This window comes from Actinomadura sediminis (genome assembly GCF_042675525.1).
GTDB lineage: Bacteria > Actinomycetota > Actinomycetes > Streptosporangiales > Streptosporangiaceae > Spirillospora > Spirillospora sediminis.
This window is the reverse complement of record NZ_JBHTJA010000021.1, coordinates 1-15,915: the sequence shown is the minus strand read 5'-3', so window position 1 is coordinate 15,915 and position 15,915 is coordinate 1. Positions and strand designations below refer to the sequence as shown.

The 15,915-nt window shown below is 72.3% G+C and carries 15 protein-coding genes; 6 read left to right on the top strand and 9 right to left on the bottom strand.

Annotation, left to right across the window (positions count from 1 at the left end; all coding sequences use genetic code 11):
* Positions 1 to 295: 295 nt before the first annotated feature.
* Positions 296 to 1,828 (bottom strand): serine/threonine-protein kinase, encoded by a 1,533-nt coding sequence (locus ACFQ11_RS13705; protein ID WP_378298670.1) that lies wholly within the window; start codon positions 1,826 to 1,828, stop codon positions 296 to 298.
* A 249-nt stretch (positions 1,829 to 2,077) separates the two neighbouring features.
* Between ACFQ11_RS13705 and ACFQ11_RS13700 the strand changes: the two genes are divergently transcribed.
* Positions 2,078 to 2,674 (top strand): hypothetical protein, encoded by a 597-nt coding sequence (locus tag ACFQ11_RS13700; protein ID WP_378298669.1) that lies wholly within the window; start codon positions 2,078 to 2,080, stop codon positions 2,672 to 2,674.
* Positions 2,675 to 2,753: 79 nt separating this feature from the next.
* On the top strand, positions 2,754 to 3,410 hold the full coding sequence (locus ACFQ11_RS13695; protein ID WP_378298668.1) for a Uma2 family endonuclease: 657 nt from the start codon (positions 2,754 to 2,756) through the stop codon (positions 3,408 to 3,410).
* A 6-nt stretch (positions 3,411 to 3,416) separates the two neighbouring features.
* Here the strand turns inward: ACFQ11_RS13695 and ACFQ11_RS13690 are convergent, their stop codons facing one another.
* From ACFQ11_RS13690 to pruA, 3 genes are all read right to left on the bottom strand, one after another.
* Positions 3,417 to 5,378 (bottom strand): acetoacetate--CoA ligase, encoded by a 1,962-nt coding sequence (locus tag ACFQ11_RS13690; RefSeq protein WP_378298667.1) that lies wholly within the window; start codon positions 5,376 to 5,378, stop codon positions 3,417 to 3,419.
* A gap of 254 nt (positions 5,379 to 5,632) precedes the next feature.
* On the bottom strand, positions 5,633 to 6,343 hold the full coding sequence (locus ACFQ11_RS13685; protein ID WP_378298666.1) for an HAD family hydrolase: 711 nt from the start codon (positions 6,341 to 6,343) through the stop codon (positions 5,633 to 5,635).
* A gap of 96 nt (positions 6,344 to 6,439) precedes the next feature.
* Positions 6,440 to 8,071, bottom strand: coding sequence for an L-glutamate gamma-semialdehyde dehydrogenase (pruA, locus tag ACFQ11_RS13680; RefSeq protein ID WP_378298665.1), 1,632 nt, complete (start codon positions 8,069 to 8,071; stop codon positions 6,440 to 6,442).
* Positions 8,072 to 8,307: 236 nt separating this feature from the next.
* Between pruA and ACFQ11_RS13675 the strand changes: the two genes are divergently transcribed.
* Positions 8,308 to 8,895, top strand: coding sequence for a dihydrofolate reductase family protein (locus ACFQ11_RS13675; protein WP_378298664.1), 588 nt, complete (start codon positions 8,308 to 8,310; stop codon positions 8,893 to 8,895).
* Complete coding sequence (locus tag ACFQ11_RS13670; RefSeq protein ID WP_378298663.1) at positions 8,892 to 9,305, top strand: VOC family protein; 414 nt, start codon at positions 8,892 to 8,894, stop codon at positions 9,303 to 9,305. Before ACFQ11_RS13675 ends, ACFQ11_RS13670 begins: the two co-directional genes overlap by 4 nt.
* Positions 9,306 to 9,991: 686 nt before the next feature.
* Here the strand turns inward: ACFQ11_RS13670 and ACFQ11_RS13665 are convergent.
* From ACFQ11_RS13665 to ACFQ11_RS13655, 3 genes are all read right to left on the bottom strand, one after another.
* On the bottom strand, positions 9,992 to 10,498 hold the full coding sequence (locus ACFQ11_RS13665) for a DUF6912 family protein (RefSeq protein WP_378298729.1): 507 nt from the start codon (positions 10,496 to 10,498) through the stop codon (positions 9,992 to 9,994).
* Between the two features lie 69 nt (positions 10,499 to 10,567).
* Entirely contained in the window at positions 10,568 to 11,203 is a 636-nt protein-coding gene (locus ACFQ11_RS13660) for an HAD family hydrolase (protein WP_378298662.1), read from the bottom strand.
* A 63-nt stretch (positions 11,204 to 11,266) separates the two neighbouring features.
* Complete coding sequence (locus ACFQ11_RS13655) at positions 11,267 to 11,899, bottom strand: LysE family translocator (RefSeq protein ID WP_378298661.1); 633 nt, start codon at positions 11,897 to 11,899, stop codon at positions 11,267 to 11,269.
* 97 nt (positions 11,900 to 11,996) lie between these two features.
* Here ACFQ11_RS13655 and ACFQ11_RS13650 point away from each other — a divergent pair, with 97 nt between their 5' ends.
* Positions 11,997 to 13,193: an acyl-CoA dehydrogenase family protein gene (locus ACFQ11_RS13650; RefSeq protein WP_378298660.1), complete on the top strand. Its 1,197-nt coding sequence runs from the start codon at positions 11,997 to 11,999 to the stop codon at positions 13,191 to 13,193.
* 94 nt (positions 13,194 to 13,287) lie between these two features.
* Here ACFQ11_RS13650 and ACFQ11_RS13645 read toward each other — a convergent pair whose 3' ends face one another.
* Entirely contained in the window at positions 13,288 to 14,184 is an 897-nt protein-coding gene (locus ACFQ11_RS13645) for an N-acetylmuramic acid 6-phosphate etherase (protein ID WP_034518384.1), read from the bottom strand.
* Entirely contained in the window at positions 14,181 to 15,146 is a 966-nt protein-coding gene (locus tag ACFQ11_RS13640) for a MurR/RpiR family transcriptional regulator (RefSeq protein WP_378298659.1), read from the bottom strand. Before ACFQ11_RS13640 ends, ACFQ11_RS13645 begins: the two co-directional genes overlap by 4 nt.
* Between ACFQ11_RS13640 and ACFQ11_RS13635 the strand changes: the two genes are divergently transcribed.
* Positions 15,092 to 15,913 (top strand): N-acetylglucosamine kinase, encoded by an 822-nt coding sequence (locus ACFQ11_RS13635; protein ID WP_378298658.1) that lies wholly within the window; start codon positions 15,092 to 15,094, stop codon positions 15,911 to 15,913. The two genes, ACFQ11_RS13640 and ACFQ11_RS13635, sit on opposite strands and share 55 nt — an antisense overlap.
* The last annotated feature ends 2 nt before the right edge of the window (positions 15,914 to 15,915 follow it).

Here is a 15,915-nt window from a genome sequence, read left to right as displayed (position 1 = left end):
TTCGGCGTCCGGCCCCGGGGCCCTCCGCCGGCGGCCGCCGCGGCGATCGCGGCGTCGCTCCGACCCGCCCGGGGTTCGCCGCGCGATCAGATTCTCGCAAGCTCGAATCCGGCTCGCACGCGTTCGCGGTGGCCGACATGGGCGCACAGCCGGGCATAGGCGCGTTAAGCAGTCAGTAAAGGCTATGTGTTCATGATGTCGTCGGCGAATCGCCGTTTCCCGGCCCCTGGGCGTCTCCAGGGACCGAGCCGGTCATCGCTTCCGTGGACGGGCGTACGGGCCCGCCGGGGCGCGGTCAGGCGGGCTTCTGGCCGCCTTCGCCACTGCCGGGCTCGCCGCTCGGCGTCGGTTCCCCGTCCCCGGGCGGCGGCGGGTCCCCGTCGCCGGGGTCACCGCCGGTCGGCGGGGGCTTGCTGCTCGTCGGCGTACCCGTGGGGGTGTCGGACGCCGTGGGATCGGGGGACGCGCTGTCGGACGGGCTCGGCGAGCCCGACACGGTCGGGGACCCCGGGGAGGACGGGCTGTACGAGGGGTCGGGCGTGTAGGCCGGGGCGTCGGAGTCCGGGTCCTCCGGCGTCGTGGTCGTGGGGACCGTCAGCGACGGGGTGCCGCCGCCCGGCGTCGGCGGGACGGTCGGGTCGCCGACGTGCTCGCCGGCCTTGCCCTCCCCGCCCGAACTGAAGAGCATCACCGAGGACACGATCACGATCGCGACGAACACCGCGGCGACGCCGGCCAGCACCGCCGAGCGGCCCGAACTCTCGACGAGATGCCGCAGCGTGGGGCGTCCGCCGCCGGGGAGGCCCGCGACGGAGACGGCCTGGGTCCGGTCGAGGTCGCCCGTCCGGACGGGGTCGTCCTCGAAGGCCGCGGACGGGGACGCCTCGCCGGGGTCGTCCACGCCCCCGCCGGCGGGCTCGTCGAGGGCCTCGGCGGCGCGGACGGACCCGGCCGCGAGCATCGCGGTCGCCTCGGGGTCGCCGGTCACGTCCGGGACGGCGACCGGGGCGGGCACGGCGGCCTCCTCGTGGCCGAGCAGCCGCATCAGCACCTGGCGGGCCGTGGGCCGCCGCTCCGGCTCCTTGCGCAGGCAGTCGGCGACGAGGTCGCGCAGTGCGCCGTCCAGGCCGCCGAGGTCGGGCTCCTCGTGCAGGATCCGGTTGATCACCGCGGGGATGGTGTCCTGCCCGAACGGGGGCTCCCCCGTGGCGGCGAACACCAGCGTGGCCGCCCAGCAGAAGACGTCCGAGGGGGCGCCGATCTCGTCGCCGCCGATCTGCTCGGGCGACATGTACGACGGGGTGCCGATCACCCGGCTGGTCAGCGTGGTGCTGCCCGCCATCGCCCGCGCCACCCCGAAGTCGATGACGCGCGGGCCGTCCGGGCCGAGCAGGACGTTGTGCGGCTTGAAGTCGCGGTGGATGATCTCGGCCTGGTGGATGGCGGCGAGCGCCGTCGCGGTGCCGACCGCCAGCCGGTCGAGGGCCGCGCCCTCCAGCGGGCCGTCCTTGGTGACGTGCTGGTTCAGCGACGGGCCCGGCACGTACTCGCTGACGATGTACGGACGTTCGCCGGTCGCGTCGGCGTCGATCACCTGCGCGGTGCAGAACGGCGCGACCTGCTTGGCGACGTCGAGCTCCCGCAGGAACCGGGCGCGCGCCTTGTCGTCCTCCTCGAGCTCGGCGTGCAGGAGCTTGATCGCGACCTGCCGGCCGTCCTCGTCCTCGCCCAGGTAGACCGTGCCCTGCCCGCCTTCGCCCACCCGGCCGATCAGGGCGTAGGAACCAAGCCGCTCCGGATCCCCGGATCGCAGCGCCCCAATCTCCATGCGTGGAACCGTCCCTCTCCTGATCGTCCGGGTCGAGCGGACCACCGGCCGATCGCCACGGGCCGGCGCTGTGCGTGTCAGTGTGACGTCCGAGTCGGGCGGGAAGTTCACCCGGCCATGGGGCCATACGGTGCGTTCTGACCCAGTGCTTCCGATCGGACAGGTATGAGCAGGCTCTTACCTTAGTGCCGAACACCGACGAACCGCGAGATCATTCGCCGTTCGATCCGCATCGGCGAGACTGGTCCCATGTCCTTCCTGCACGGCCGCCGCGTCCGCACCCGCAACGAGATCATGGACGTTCACGGGCTCGGGCGCAGCACCCTGGAGAAGTGGTACCGGGAACGCGCGTCCAACGGGCATCCGGAGCCCGTGGGGAAGGTCGGCTCGCAGCTCGCCTGGGACGCCGACGCGTGGGACCGCTGGTACGCGACGCGCGAGGCCCCGGCCGTCCCGCCCGGCCTGGTCGCCCGCGACGACCTCGCCGCCCGGCACGGCCTCAGCCGCCACCGCCTCAAGCAGCTCTGGGCGGACCGCGCGTCCAACGGCCACCCCGAACCGGCGCACCGCTCCGGCAAGGCCATGTACTGGGACGAGGCCGAGTGGACGGCCTGGTACGCGGCGCTCGCGGAACGGCCGCCCGCCGAGTCCCCGGACGATCTCGTCACGCTCGCCGAGGCCGCCCGCATCCTGGGGCTCGCGCCGTCGAGCGTCACCGTGTACGCCAAGCGCCCGCCCGCCGGCTGGCCCGAGCCCGCCCGGGTCGAATCCCTCGGCGGCGGCCGCGTCCGCCGCCTCTACCGCCGCCGCGACGTGGAGTCGTACGCGGCCGTCCGCTCCCGCTGAGTTCCGTCGTTCTCGATACACTGAGGGTGATCAGACCCCTACGATGTCACCATCTGTCGTCAAAAGGGAGCTCAGTGCAATGAGCGTCGCCACCGTACACGGCTTCCCGCTGCCGGACACCCCGTACGAGATGTGGGTCCGCGGCGAACTGGACGAGTACCTCCACCTCCCCGACGACGGCACCAAGGTCGAGGTCGTCGGAGGAGAGATCGTCGTGTCCCCCAGTCCGGTCCCGTCTCACTACTTCGTGGTGAAGTCCATCGAGCGGGCCATGTACCAGGCCGAAATGGCCGATCCCGATTTTCGCTGGGAATCCATGCAGGCCGTCGACCTCAACATGGCGCCGATCAAGGACGGCTACATCCCCGACCTCATGATCATGGACAGCGGAACGGCCTTCGGCATCTTCGAGGACGACCGGAAGGCCGTGCGGCCCGAGCAGCTGGAAGCGGTCGTCGAGGTCACCTCGCCGTCCAACGCGCGCAACGACCGGCCGCCCCGGCTCGTGCAGGTGGCGGGTACGAAGTGGAGCGCCTACGCGCGCTCGGGCATCCCCTTCTATCTGCTCGTGGAACGTGACCCGAGCAAACCCGGCGTCACGCTCTTCGGCGAACCCCACCTCCCTTCCGGAACGTACGAGACCCTGCACTTCTGGAAGTTCGGCGAGACCGTCAAGCTGCCCGAGCCGCTCGGATTCGAGATCGAGACCGAGCGGTGGCGGCCCTGGGACGAGTGACGTCCGTCAGCGGGTGAAGTGGGTCAGGACCTCCGGGTTGGCCATCGAGTCGCGGTTGGCGGCCTGGTCGACGGGGGTTCCCTGGAGGATCTTGCGGACCGGCACCTCGAGCTTCTTGCCCGACAGCGTGCGCGGGATGCCCGGGACGGCGACGATCTCGTCCGGGACGTGCCGGGGTGAGAGCGCCGACCGGATCTCCCGCTTGAGACGGTCCAGCAGGTCGTCGTCCAGGGACGCGTCCGGGGCGAGCTGCACGTAGAGCAGCAGGCGGCCCTCCTGGCCGAGGCGGCCGGTGTCGATGACGAGGCTGTCGGTGATCTCGGCGAACGCCTCGACGACGCGGTAGAAGTCGGACGTCCCCATGCGGACGCCGCCGCGGTTGAGGGTCGAGTCGGAGCGGCCGTAGATGACGCAGCCGCCGTCCGGGAGGATCTTGAGCCAGTCGCCGTGCCGCCAGACGCCCGGGTACATGTCGAAGTACGAGTCGCGGTAGCGGGCGTTGTCGTCGTCGTTCCAGAAGAACACCGGCATCGACGGCATGGGCTCGGTGATGACGAGCTCGCCGACCTCGTCGATCACGGGCCGGCCGTCGTCGCCGTACGCCTCGACCTTGGCGCCGAGGCCGCGGCACTGGATGACGCCGGCGCGCAGCGGCAGCAGCGGGGACGGTCCGACGAAGCCGGTGCACAGGTCGGTGCCGCCGGAGAACGAGCCGAGCAGGAGGTCGCGCCCGACGGCGTCGTACACCCAGGCGAACCCCTCGGGCGGCAGGGGCGACCCGGTGGAGCCGATGCCGCGCAGCGCCGACAGGTCGAGTTCCTCGCCGGGGCGGCGGCCCTCCTTGGCGGACGCGGTGATGTACGGGGCGCCGACGCCCATGTAGGTGACGCCGCTGTCGGCGGCGAGCTTCCACAGGTCGAGGGGCGCACCGTCGTACATGACGACGGCGGACCCGGTGAGGAGACCCCCGACCAGGTAGTTCCACATCATCCAGCCGGTGGTGGTGTACCAGAAGAACACGTCGCCCGGGCCGAGGTCCTGGTGGAACGACAGGGCCTTGAGGTGTTCGAGGACGACGCCGCCGTGGCCGTGCACGATCGGCTTGGGCAGCCCGGTCGTCCCGGAGGAGTAGACGACCCACAGGGGGTGGTCGAAGGGGACGGGCTCGAACTCCAGGGTGTCGTGGTCGGGGCGGGGCAGGTCGGCGTAGTGCATGCCGACGCGGAGGCCGTCGGGGGTCGCGGCCGGGTCGAGGTAGGGGACGAGCACGGTCGCGGCGAGCGTCGGGAGGGCCGCCTCGATCTCGCGGACGGCGTCGCGGCGGTCGAACGTCTTCCCGTTGTAGGCGTAGCCGTCGACGGCGATGAAGACCTTCGGCTCGATCTGCGCGAACCGGTCGATGACGGACGACGAGCCGAAGTCCGGCGAGCAGGACGACCAGATCGCGCCGAGCGACGCGGCGGCGAGGAAGCAGATCAGCGCCTCGGGGATGTTCGGGATGTACGCGACGACCCGGTCGCCCTTGCCGACGCCGAGGTCGGCGAGGCCCGCGCGGACCTCGGCGACGTGCAGCGCGAGCTCCCGGTAGGACAGCACGCGGTGCCCGCCGGCCTCCGACCGGAAGATCACCGCGGTGTCGTCGGGGGTCTGCTCGGCGCGCCGCAGCGCGTTCGCGGCGTAGTTGAGCGTCGAGCCGGGGAACCAGCGCAGGCCGTCCACCGGCATGGGGCCGCCGGCGCGGACGGGCCCGTCGCCGCGCTCGCCGACGACGTCGAAGTACGTCCAGATCGCGTCCCAGAAGGCGTCCACCTCGGTGACGGACCAGCGCCACAGGTCGTCGTAGGTCTCGGTGAGGACGCCCCGGTCCCACAGCCAATGGACGAAGTGCGTCACCCGCGCGTTCGCGACGACCTGCTCGGACGGTTCCCAGAGCGGTACGCCCTCGGCGACGGTGTGCTCACCCGACATCTCTCCACCTTCCCGCCGCGACCCGGCCGCACGACGCTCCCCATATTCGTCGCGGGCCGCACCCGGCGCAACCTCGCGGCGCGCGCCGGTCCGGGGGCTCCCGCCGCAGGTCACGCGCAATGCCCGTGGCCCACACACTGCCCGTACCGATCATGGTCACGCGGCCCATGGCCGAGGTTTTCCACAGGGCCGGATTCTGGTTCCGCGCCGTCCCGGCACCGCGGACACTGAAGCCGACGGAAGGAAGGGACATGTCAGGGACCGGTCAGGTCGGCAACGGCCCGCAGCACGGAATCGGTGTCGGCGAGCGTGGGGAGCACGACGTCCGCGCCCGCCGAACGCAACTCGGCCTCGGTGGCGCTCCCGGTCGCGACCGCGACGATCGGCGAACCGGCGATGCGCGCCGCCTGCACGTCGCGCGGCGAGTCCGCGATGTAGACCGTGGCGCGTTCGGGGAAGGCGGCACCGTACCGCTCGCCCGCGCGGGACCGGGCGAGTTCCAGCAGGGCGGCCTTGCTGTAGACGCCGTCCTCGTACCCGCCGGCGTCCAGGTCGAGGTGGCCGGCGAGCCCGAGCTCGGTCACCTTCAGCACCGCGTTCGGCCGGACCGACCCCGTGAGGACCGACTGCACGACACCGGGCACCCGCGCGAGGGCGTCCACGGCCTCCCGCGCGCCCGCGAGCACCCGGCCGTGCTCCCGCAGCCCGGCCCGCCGGGCCGCGAACGCCTCGGTCAGCGCGGCGATGAACGGGGGCAGATGGTCGTCGGTGGTGACGACGTCGTTGAACGCGAGCGTCTCGAACACGATCTCGGACTCGGTCCGCCCCGGCGTGGGCGCGAGCCGCAGCAGCGGGCGCCCGACGGTCGCCTGGAACGCCTCGGCGTAGGCCTCGCGGGTGACCCGCCCGACGTCGACCAGCGTGTGGTCGATGTTCCAGAGCACCAGCCGGTTCAGCGTCGACATCCCGTTCCCATGGTCGTCGGAGGAGCGCCCGGGCGTTCCGGGGGCGGTGGGCGCCCTTATCGTCGGGCCTGCCGGGCGCTCCTGGCAACCGGGCGGTCAGGGCCCCATGTGCGGGTAGCGGTGATCGGTCGGCGGGACGAACGACTCCTTGATGACTCGCGCGCTCGTCCAGCGGGTCAGGTTGAAGACGGACCCGGCCTTGTCGTTCGTCCCGCTCGCCCGGGCACCGCCGAACGGCTGCTGCCCGACGATCGACCCGGTGGGCTTGTCGTTGACGTAGAAGTTGCCGGCGGCGAACCGCAGGCTCTCGGTGGCCGCGGCGATCGCCGCCCGATCATCGGCGATGATCGCGCCCGTGAGCCCGTACTCGGAGACGCCCTCCATCTGCCGGAGGACGGCGTCGTAGTCGGCGTCGTCGTAGACGTGCACGCCGAGGATCGGCCCGAAGTACTCGGTCGTGAAGATCTCGTCGTCCGGGTCCGCCGACTCCAGGACCGTCGGCCGCACGAAGTACCCCCGCGAGTCGTCGAGCTCGCCCCCGACGAGGATCTTCATCGAGTCGATCGACCGGGCCCGCTCGATCGCCGCACGATGCTTGGCGAACGCCCGATCGTCGATGACTGCGCCCATGAACGCCGACAGGTCCGCCCCCACGTTGCCCATCGTCAGCGACTCCGTCTCGGCGCAGAAGTCGTCCCGGATACCGTTCCAGACGCTTCGCGGGATGTAGGCCCGGGAGGCCGCCGAGCATTTCTGCCCCTGGTACTCGAACGCCCCCCGCACCAGCGCGGTCTTGAGCACCGCGGAATCCGCCGACGGATGCGCGAGCACGAAGTCCTTGCCGCCGGTCTCGCCGACGATCCGCGGATATCCCCGGTATCCGGCGATGTTCTCCCCGATCGTGCGCCAGAGCCCCTGGAACGTCCGCACCGACCCCGTGAAGTGCAGCCCGGCCAGATCGGGCTGCCGCAACGCCACCTCGGAGACCGCCGCCCCGTTGCCCGTCACCATGTTGACGACCCCGGGCGGCAGACCGGCCGCCTCCAGCAACCGCATCGTGAAGTGCGCGGCGAGCTGCTGCGTCGGCGACGGCTTCCAGACGACGACATTCCCCATCAGGGCGGGCGAGGTCGGCAGGTTCCCGGCGATCGCGGTGAAGTTGAACGGCGTGATCGCGAGGACGAACCCCTCCAGCGGCCGGTACTCCATCCGGTTCCACACGCCCGGCGACGAACTGGGCTGCATCTCCTGGATCTGCCGGGCGTACGCGACGTTGAACCGCCAGAAGTCGATCAGTTCGCAGGCCGCGTCGATCTCGGCCTGCTGCACGGACTTCGACTGCCCGAGGATCGTCGCCGCGTTCACCGTCGGCCGCCACGGCCCGGCGAGCAGATCGGCCGCGCGCAGGAAGATCGCCGCCCGATCGTCGAACGACATGGCCCGCCACGCGGGGGCGGCCTCCCGCGCCGCCGCGATCGCCTCGGCGACGTCGGCCGCCGCGGCGTCCCCCATCCGCCCGAGCACGTGCCCGTGGTCGTGCGGCTCGACGACCGCGATGGGCTCCCCCGCGCCCATCCGCCGCTCGCCCCCGATCGTCATCGTCAGCTCGGTCTCCGTCCCGCCGAGCTCCTTGATCCTGGCCTCCAGCGCGGCCCGTTCCGGGCTGCCCGGCGCGTACCCCTTGACCGGCTCGTTCACCGGGACGGGGACGGTGGTGACGGCGTCCATGCGTTGCTCCCGCGAAGTCCGACGACGATGTCGACGTGCCGGTCCCTACCCCCGCCCCCGGCCCCCAATGCCTCCGCCCACGCCCGGACCCCGCCCTGATGGGCGGGTCACCCGCCCGCCGGTGAGCGGCGGCCGATGAGTTCGCCGGCCGCGTGCGGTCCGCCCTTGTGGCAGCCCGCCTCTGCGGGAACCGGCAACCGGTGCATGCCGATGTCATGGAGGGGATGAATGCCAGGATGCGAAATCCGATTCGGCTGTACATGTCGATGTCGCTCGACGGCTACATCGCGGGCCCGGACGACCGACCCGGCCAGGAGCTGGGACGCGACGGCGGGCGTCTGTTCAACTGGCTCGACGACCGGGAAACCGACGGCCCGAACGGACAGGTCTACCGCGAAGCGCTCGCGACCGGCGCGGTGATCTCCGGCCGGCGGACGTTCGAACTCGCCGGGCGCTGGCAGGGCGACCACCACGGCGGCGTACCGATCTTCGTCCTCACGCACCACGTGGACGACGGTGACGTGCCCCCCGGCCACGCGCAATTCGTCACCGACGTCGAGGACTGCGCCCGCCGGGCTCGAGCGGCCGCCGGGAGCCTCCCGGTCATGGTCCATGGGGCGGGCGCGGCCCAGGCCCTGCTGCGGGCGGGGCTGCTCGACGAGATGGAGATCCACCTGGTTCAGGTGCTCCTCGGGGACGGCCGGCGGTTGTTCGACCACCTCGGTGGCGAGCACATCGAACTCGATCTCGTCCGCCGGCTGGAGGGGCGAGACGTCACGCACCTGCGCTACCGCGTACTCCACTCCGGCCGGGAGGCCGCATGAAGACGCTCTTCGTCTCCTACCGTGTCACCCACCTGGATCACTCGCTGCGCTTCTACACCGGCCTCGGCTACATCGAGATGGGCAGGGTCGAGGGCGGCGACGGCACCCGCCTCGTGATCCTCAAGTTCCCCGGCGAACCGGCGGCCTCGCTCGAACTGGTCCACCGCCCAAGCGACGGACGCGTCGACGTGGGCACGGGTTTCGACCACCTCGCGATCCAGGTGGACACGCTGGCCACCACCCTGGAGATGCTGACCGACCGCGGCCTGGAGCCGGAGCCGGTCCAGTACCCGGCCGGCCCGGACGGGCCGAGAACATCGTGGCTCACCGACCCGGACGGTTACCGGATCGAGTTGGTGCAGTGGCCGCCCGGACACGCCGACGGCATCACCGAGGCGGACCTCCCCTGAAACGATCACGATGAGCGCCTGGCACATCTCTTCTGCCGAGGAGGGCGGTGACCGGGACGAATGCTGCCCGATGGGCGCGGGCCGCTCGCCTCGCAGCGCTCGACCGGACGGTGTGAGCGGCACCGTCGCCCGGGGTCGAGGACCATGGGGACGGGTCTTCGAGCGGCCCGGCCACGATTTCGGGGGTCCGCGGTGGTGTCCAAAAGGCACCGGAGGGCGCATTATTGCCGTATGGGCGATGGAGAGCAGCGCAGCGAGAAGACGTCGGGCCGGTGGCGGACTCTTCCGCCGCGTACTCCCTTGCCAGACCTGATGACCGGCCAGGAGGTTCCCCCCGAGCCGCAGGTGATCGCGGATGCGGACAGCGCGAAGGTCGACGAGGCCACCCGGTACCCTGCCTGACCTCCTAAGACGGTCCGGGAGTCCGGTGGCCGCGACGAGCCGCAGGGTAACGAGCCGGCCGTTCCGCTGCCCTTTCGGGACCGCGTGGCCGCCGGAGCGGGGACGCCGGAGCGCGCCCTCGCCGCGATCCTGGCGGTCGGCCCGCCGAGCGTGGTGGTGACCACGGCGCGGCCGGCCTTTGGCGCATGGGCCGCCGTCGATTCGGGCTTGGCTGCGGCCCGGCGCGGACGGTACGCCGACTCGGCCGAGCTCGCTGATCCTTGGGGGCGTGTGCCGCGGCGGGGTCAGAGGAGGTGCTGGAGCTCCTGGGTCGCGTACCAGAGGAGTTCGTGGCCCTCGGCGCCGTCGACGGTGAACCCGGCGTCGTCGTCCCCGGCGTCGGCGGCGGGGAGCGCCGCCACGGCGGTGGCGACGTCGGCCTCGGCGTCCGCGTCGTCCACGTGCCCGGACGCGATCTTCTTCCAGGGGACGGGCGCCGACAGCCGGACGAGCGACGGGTCATCGTCGTCGAGGGCCGCGTCGCCGCGCCGCTGCTCGATGACCTGGTCGGGCATCTCGGCGGCCAGCACGACGCGGCGGCGCGGGGCGGACGGGTCGGCGGCGAGCAGGCGCAGCGACGCGCGGGCGGCGGCGGTCAGGGCCGCGTACTCGAGTTCCTCGGTGTCGCCGCCCGCGTACCACTCGCGGAGCGCGGGCGTCACCGCGTGCGCGGCGAGCGGCGCGGGGCCGATCTCCCGGGATTCGTGGACGCCGGCGAGGAGTGCGAGCGTGCTGGGCAGGTAGACGCGCATGATGGCCGACAAGTCTGCCAGATGGGCGTCGCCTCGCCCGCGGGACGCACCGCTGCGCGGGCGCCGGGGTCACGGGAGGACGTTCAGGGCGCGGAGCTCGGCGATGGTCGACTCGGGGGCCGTGTGCAGGATGCCGCGGATGCCGAGGGCCTCGGCGGCCTTGATGTTGTGCTCGATGTCGTCGATGAAGACGCACTCGGCGGGCTCGAGTTCGAGGAGGCCGAGGGCGTGGCGGAAGATCCGCTCGTCGGGTTTGCGCATTCCGACCTCGCAGGAGATGACGACGGCGTCGAAGAGGTCGGCGAACAGGTCGCGGGGGTACTCGTTGCCCCACGAGTTCGACAGCAGGGCGGTGCGGGTCCCGGCGGCGCGGGCGGCGCGCAGGGCCTCGTACATGGGCTCGACCGGGGAGAACGCGCCGAACATGCGGGCGATCAGCCCGGCGGCGGCGACCGGTTCGCCCTCGACGGTCAGCAGTTCGGCGGCGAGGAGCCGCTCGAACTCGGCGGGGTCGAGGGTGCCGTCCTCGAGCCCGTGGATCGGGTTGACGCCGCCGCCGTCGTACGCCTGCTTGACCCAGGCGCGCATCACCGTGCGGTAGCGGTCGGCGTCGATGCGGTCGGCGGCGAGCCAGGTGGCGATCGCGTCGGGCAGCGGGGACGTGAGGACGCCGCCCCAGTCGGTGATTACGGCTTTGACGGTCACGAGGCGATCGTAGGCGATCGAGGCGCAATGACCGAATCCTGTTCGGCGTGGTCGCGGCCGGGGTCAGTGGCGGGCGGAGGCCAGCCATCCGGCGACGGCGACCAGGGTGATGCCGGTGGCGCGGTCGAGGAGGCGCCGTACCCGCGACGTCAGGCCGGAGGAGGCGAGGGCCCCGCCCGCTCCGGCGTACGCCAGGGCGGCGGCGAACTCCACGGCGATGTAGGCGGTCCCGAGCGCGAGCAGTTGCGCGGGCACCGCGCCCGCGGCGCGGTCGACGAACTGGGGGAGGAACGCGGCGAACAGCAGGAGCGCTTTGGGGTTGGTCACGGCCACCAGGAATTCCTGCCGGGCCAGTTCTCTCCGGCTCCGCCGGTGCGTTCGGTGGTCGGTCTCCTCCCCCGCGCGGGGGGTCCGGCTCTGGTAGATCATGCGTCCGCCCAGGTAGAGCAGGTACGCCGCGCCGCACCACTTCACCGCGGCGAACACCGGCTCCCAGGCGAGGAGGAGGCCGCCCAGTCCGGCCGCCGTCGCGAGAACGAGAAGGAGGAAGGCCGAGAACCGGCCGGTGAGGGCGACGACGGCGTCCCTCGTCCCCTGCTGGAGCGCGTTGCGCAGCGACAGCACCTGGTTGGCGCCCGGGCTGATCGCCAGGAGCGGGGCGGCGACGAGGAAGGCCTGCCAGTGGGGGCTCGGCATGGCCTCTCCCTACCCCGGGCCGGGCCGCCGATGTCGCCGCGGGCGTCCGCACGGTCCCGGGCACGGCGACCGAATCGCGTTCTGCAAGACTGCGGGGATGGACTTCGAACTCAGCGCGAAGGCCCGGGAGTACCGGGACAGACTCCAGGAGTTCATGGACGAGCGGGTCTATCCGGCCGAGCCCGTCTACGCCGAGTGGCGCGCGGCGAACGATCCGCACGCGCTGCCGCCCGTGGTCGAGGAACTGAAGGCCGAGGCGCGGGAGCGGGGGCTGTGGAACCTGTTCCTGCCCGACATCTCGGGTCTCTCGAACGTCGAGTACGCGACGCTGGCGGAGCTGACGGGACGGTCTCCCGACCTCGCGCCGGAGGCGGTGAACTGCGCCGCGCCGGACACCGGGAACATGGAAGTCCTGCACATGTTCGGCACCGAGCGGCAGAAGCGGGACTGGCTCGAGCCGCTGTTGAACGGCGAGATCCGCAGCGCGTTCGCGATGACGGAGCCCGCGGTGGCGTCGTCGGACGCCACGAACATCACGACCTCGATCGTCCGGGACGGCGACGAGTACGTGATCAACGGCCGCAAGTGGTTCATCACCGGCGCGGCCGACGAGCGCTGCAAGATCTTCGTGGTGATGGGCAAGACGGACCCGGACGGCGCCCCCCACCGGCAGCAGTCGCAGATCCTCGTCCCCCGGGACACGCCGGGCGTGACGGTACTGCGGCACCTGCCGGTGTTCGGCTACCAGGACCAGCACGGGCACTCGGAGATCCTGTTCGAGGACGTGCGGGTGCCGGTGTCGAACCTGCTCGCCGAGGAGGGCGACGGGTTCATGATCGCGCAGGCGCGGCTCGGGCCCGGGCGGATCCACCACTGCATGCGGGCCCTCGGGATGGCGGAGCGCGCACTGGAGCTGATGTGCCGGCGCGCGGTGGACCGGGTGGCGTTCGGCGCGCCGCTCGCGAAGCAGGGCGTCGTGCGGCAGCAGATCGCCGAGTCGCGGATGGCGATCGAGCAGGCCCGGCTGCTGACGCTGAAGACGGCGTGGCTGATCGACCGGGCGGGCGCGAAGGGCGCCCGCTCGGAGATCGCGGCGATCAAGGTCGTGGTGCCGCGCATCGCCCACGAGGTCGTCGACCGGGCGATCCAGGTGCACGGCGGCGCCGGGGTCTCCGACGACACGCCGCTCGCGAGCATGTACACCTGGTTGCGCGCCATGCGGATCTTCGACGGTCCGGACGAGGTGCACGTCCGGACCGTCGCCGGGCAGGAGCTTCGTCGGTACGAGAAGTGAGCACGCGGCCAGTGCGGGGATGACCGCATGCCCCGGGGCGGCTCGCGGCCGGGCCGGGCCGGAGCCTGTCCTGGTTACGCGGAACTCGGTGGGGTCACGCGGATCTCAGTCGTTGCAGCGCCTCCCGGACGCCGCCGTCGGTCTCTTCGAGGACGAGCGTGGCCCGTGCGGCGGGCACCTCGCCGAGCAGGGACACGAGCGCCACGCGGGTGTTGCCGCCCGCCTCGGCCAGCGCGTTCTCGCACGTCCGGGCGTCCATGCCGGTCGCCTCGGTGAGGATGCGGACGAGGCGGGCGCGCAGCTTGGCGTTCAGCGCGTTCACGCTGATCATCAGGTTGGAGTAGGTGCGTCCCATCCTGATCATGAGCGTGGTGGAGAAGCTGTTGAGCACCAGCTTGGTGGCGGTGCCCGCCTTCATCCGGGTGGACCCGCTGATCACCTCGGGTCCGGTGGCGAGGCCGATGTGGACCTCGACCTCGTCGCCGTAGGGGGTGTGCGGGTTGCAGCTGATCAGCGCGGTGCGCGCCCCGACGGCGGCGGACGCGCGCAGCGCGCCGACGACGTAGGGGGTGCGGCCGCTCGCCGCGATCCCGATGGCGATGTCGCCGGGCTGCACGTCCCGGGCGTCCCGGGTGCCGAGCTCGGCGTCGTCCTCCACGTCGGAGATCGCCTGGGACAGCGCCCCGGGCCCGCCGGCGTGGTGCGCCACCACGCGGCCCCAGATGCCGAACGTCGGGGGCAGCTCGGCGGCGTCGATCACCGCGAGCCGGCCCGAGGTGCCGGCGCCGAAGTAGTGGACGCGTCCGCCCGCGCGCAGCGAGACGACGGCGAGGTCGACCAGCCGGGCGACCTCGGGCAGGACGGACGCCACCACCATCGGCACCGTCGCGTCCTCGGAGTTGATCAGGCGCAGCACCTCCATGGTCGGCAGCGTGTCGACGTCGAGGGTGCGGGGGTTCCGTCCCTCGGTGGGGAGCTCGCAATCGATCACCGACGCCTCCGGTCGGGTCGCACGGTCCGGCCGCGGACCGCCTCGTACGTGGCTTCCAGGGCCTTGCGGGTCGGCCCGTAGGTGCGCTGCGCCACTCCGACGAAGACGCAGTCGACCACAGTGAGCTGCGCCAGCCGGCTGGCGGTGGCGCCGGAGCGGAAGGTCGTCTCCCTTGCCGCCGTGGTGAGGATCAGGTCGGCCACCTCCGCGATGGGTGATTTCGGGAAGTTGGTCAGCGCCACCGTCGTGACGCCGTTGCTCTTGGCGACCTCCAATGCGTCGATGGTCTCGACGGTCGCGCCGGTGTGGGAGATCCCGATGGCGACGTCGCCGCTGCCGAGGACCGCCGCGCTGGTCAGCATGATGTGCGCGTCCGCCCACGCGGAGCACACGCGTCCGATGCGGTGCAGCTTCTGCTGGAAGTCGGCCGCGACGAACGCGCTGGCGCCCACCCCGTAGACGTCGACGCGTTCGGCGGCGACGACCGCGTCGACGACCTGTTCCAGCATCTTGATGTCGAGCTGGGAGGCGGTCTCCTCCACGGCTCGGGCGTCGGCGAAGGTGACCTTCTCGACGATCTGTTCCAGCGAGTCGTCCGGGCTGATGTCGCTGCCGATGACGCGGCCGCCGCTGGCCGTCTGCGCCCGTCCCGCCTCGGTGGCGAGGGTGAGCCGCAACTCCGGGTAGCCGTGGAACCCGATCGCGCGGCAGAACCGGATGACGGTCGTCTCGGACGTCCCGCAGTTCTGCGCGAGTTCGGTGATGGTGGAGTTGGCGACCCCTTCCGGGTCGTCGATGACGCGTTGCGCGACGCGCCGTTCGGCGGGGGGTAGCGAGGGCAGCAGCGAGCGCACGCGCACCACTGTGCTGAGCGGCGTCGGGTCCTTGCCCCGCGCCTCGTCCCCGGGTGCACCGGGCGCCGCCCCCGTGCCCCCCGGCTCGGGTCCGATGGGTTTCCTCATGGAGGAAAGTTTCTTACGCTCACAATGTCGCGTCAACGGTAGAAAAGGCTACGGTTCGCCATGTGTTGACCCATTTGGCCGGTCCGTATGTGGTCGGTATAGACGCGGGTGGCACGAAGACCCGCTGTGTCGTACTGACCCTCGGGGGAGCCTTGGCCGGTTCCGGCACCGGCCCAGGGGCCAACCCCAACTCCGGTGGAGACACCGCCGGGGCGCTGAGCACCGCCCTGAGCGAGGCGCTCGGAGACCTGGACCGCACCCACGTCCTCACCGGCGTCTTCGGGATCGCCGGCGCCGGCTCGGCCGGGCGGCCCGCGGCGGTGGCCGCCGCGCGGCGCGCCTGGCAGGCCATGGGCCTGCGCGGCTCCCCCGCGGTGGTGACCGACATCGCGGTGGCGTTCGCCGCCGGGACCAGCAGGTCCAAGGGGATCGTCGTGTTCTCCGGCACGGGCGCCGGGGCGGCGGTGATCAGCGACGGGACGATCGTGCAGCGCGCGGACGGCTACGGCTTCCTCGTCGGGGACGAGGGCTCGGCGGTGTGGCTCGGCAAGGAGGCCGTGCGGGCGGCGCTCGCCGCCTACGACGGCCGCGGCTCCCCCACGCTGCTCACCGACTCGGTGCCGCGCGCGCTGCTCGGCCCGTCGGTCGTCGCGGAGATCGACGCGGCACGGCGCCGGCAGCACCGGGCGCACCGGCCGCTGGCGATGGCGCACACCGCGCGCGGCACCGAGTCGGTGAGCAGCGTGGGGGAGCCGCGGCCGTCGTAGGC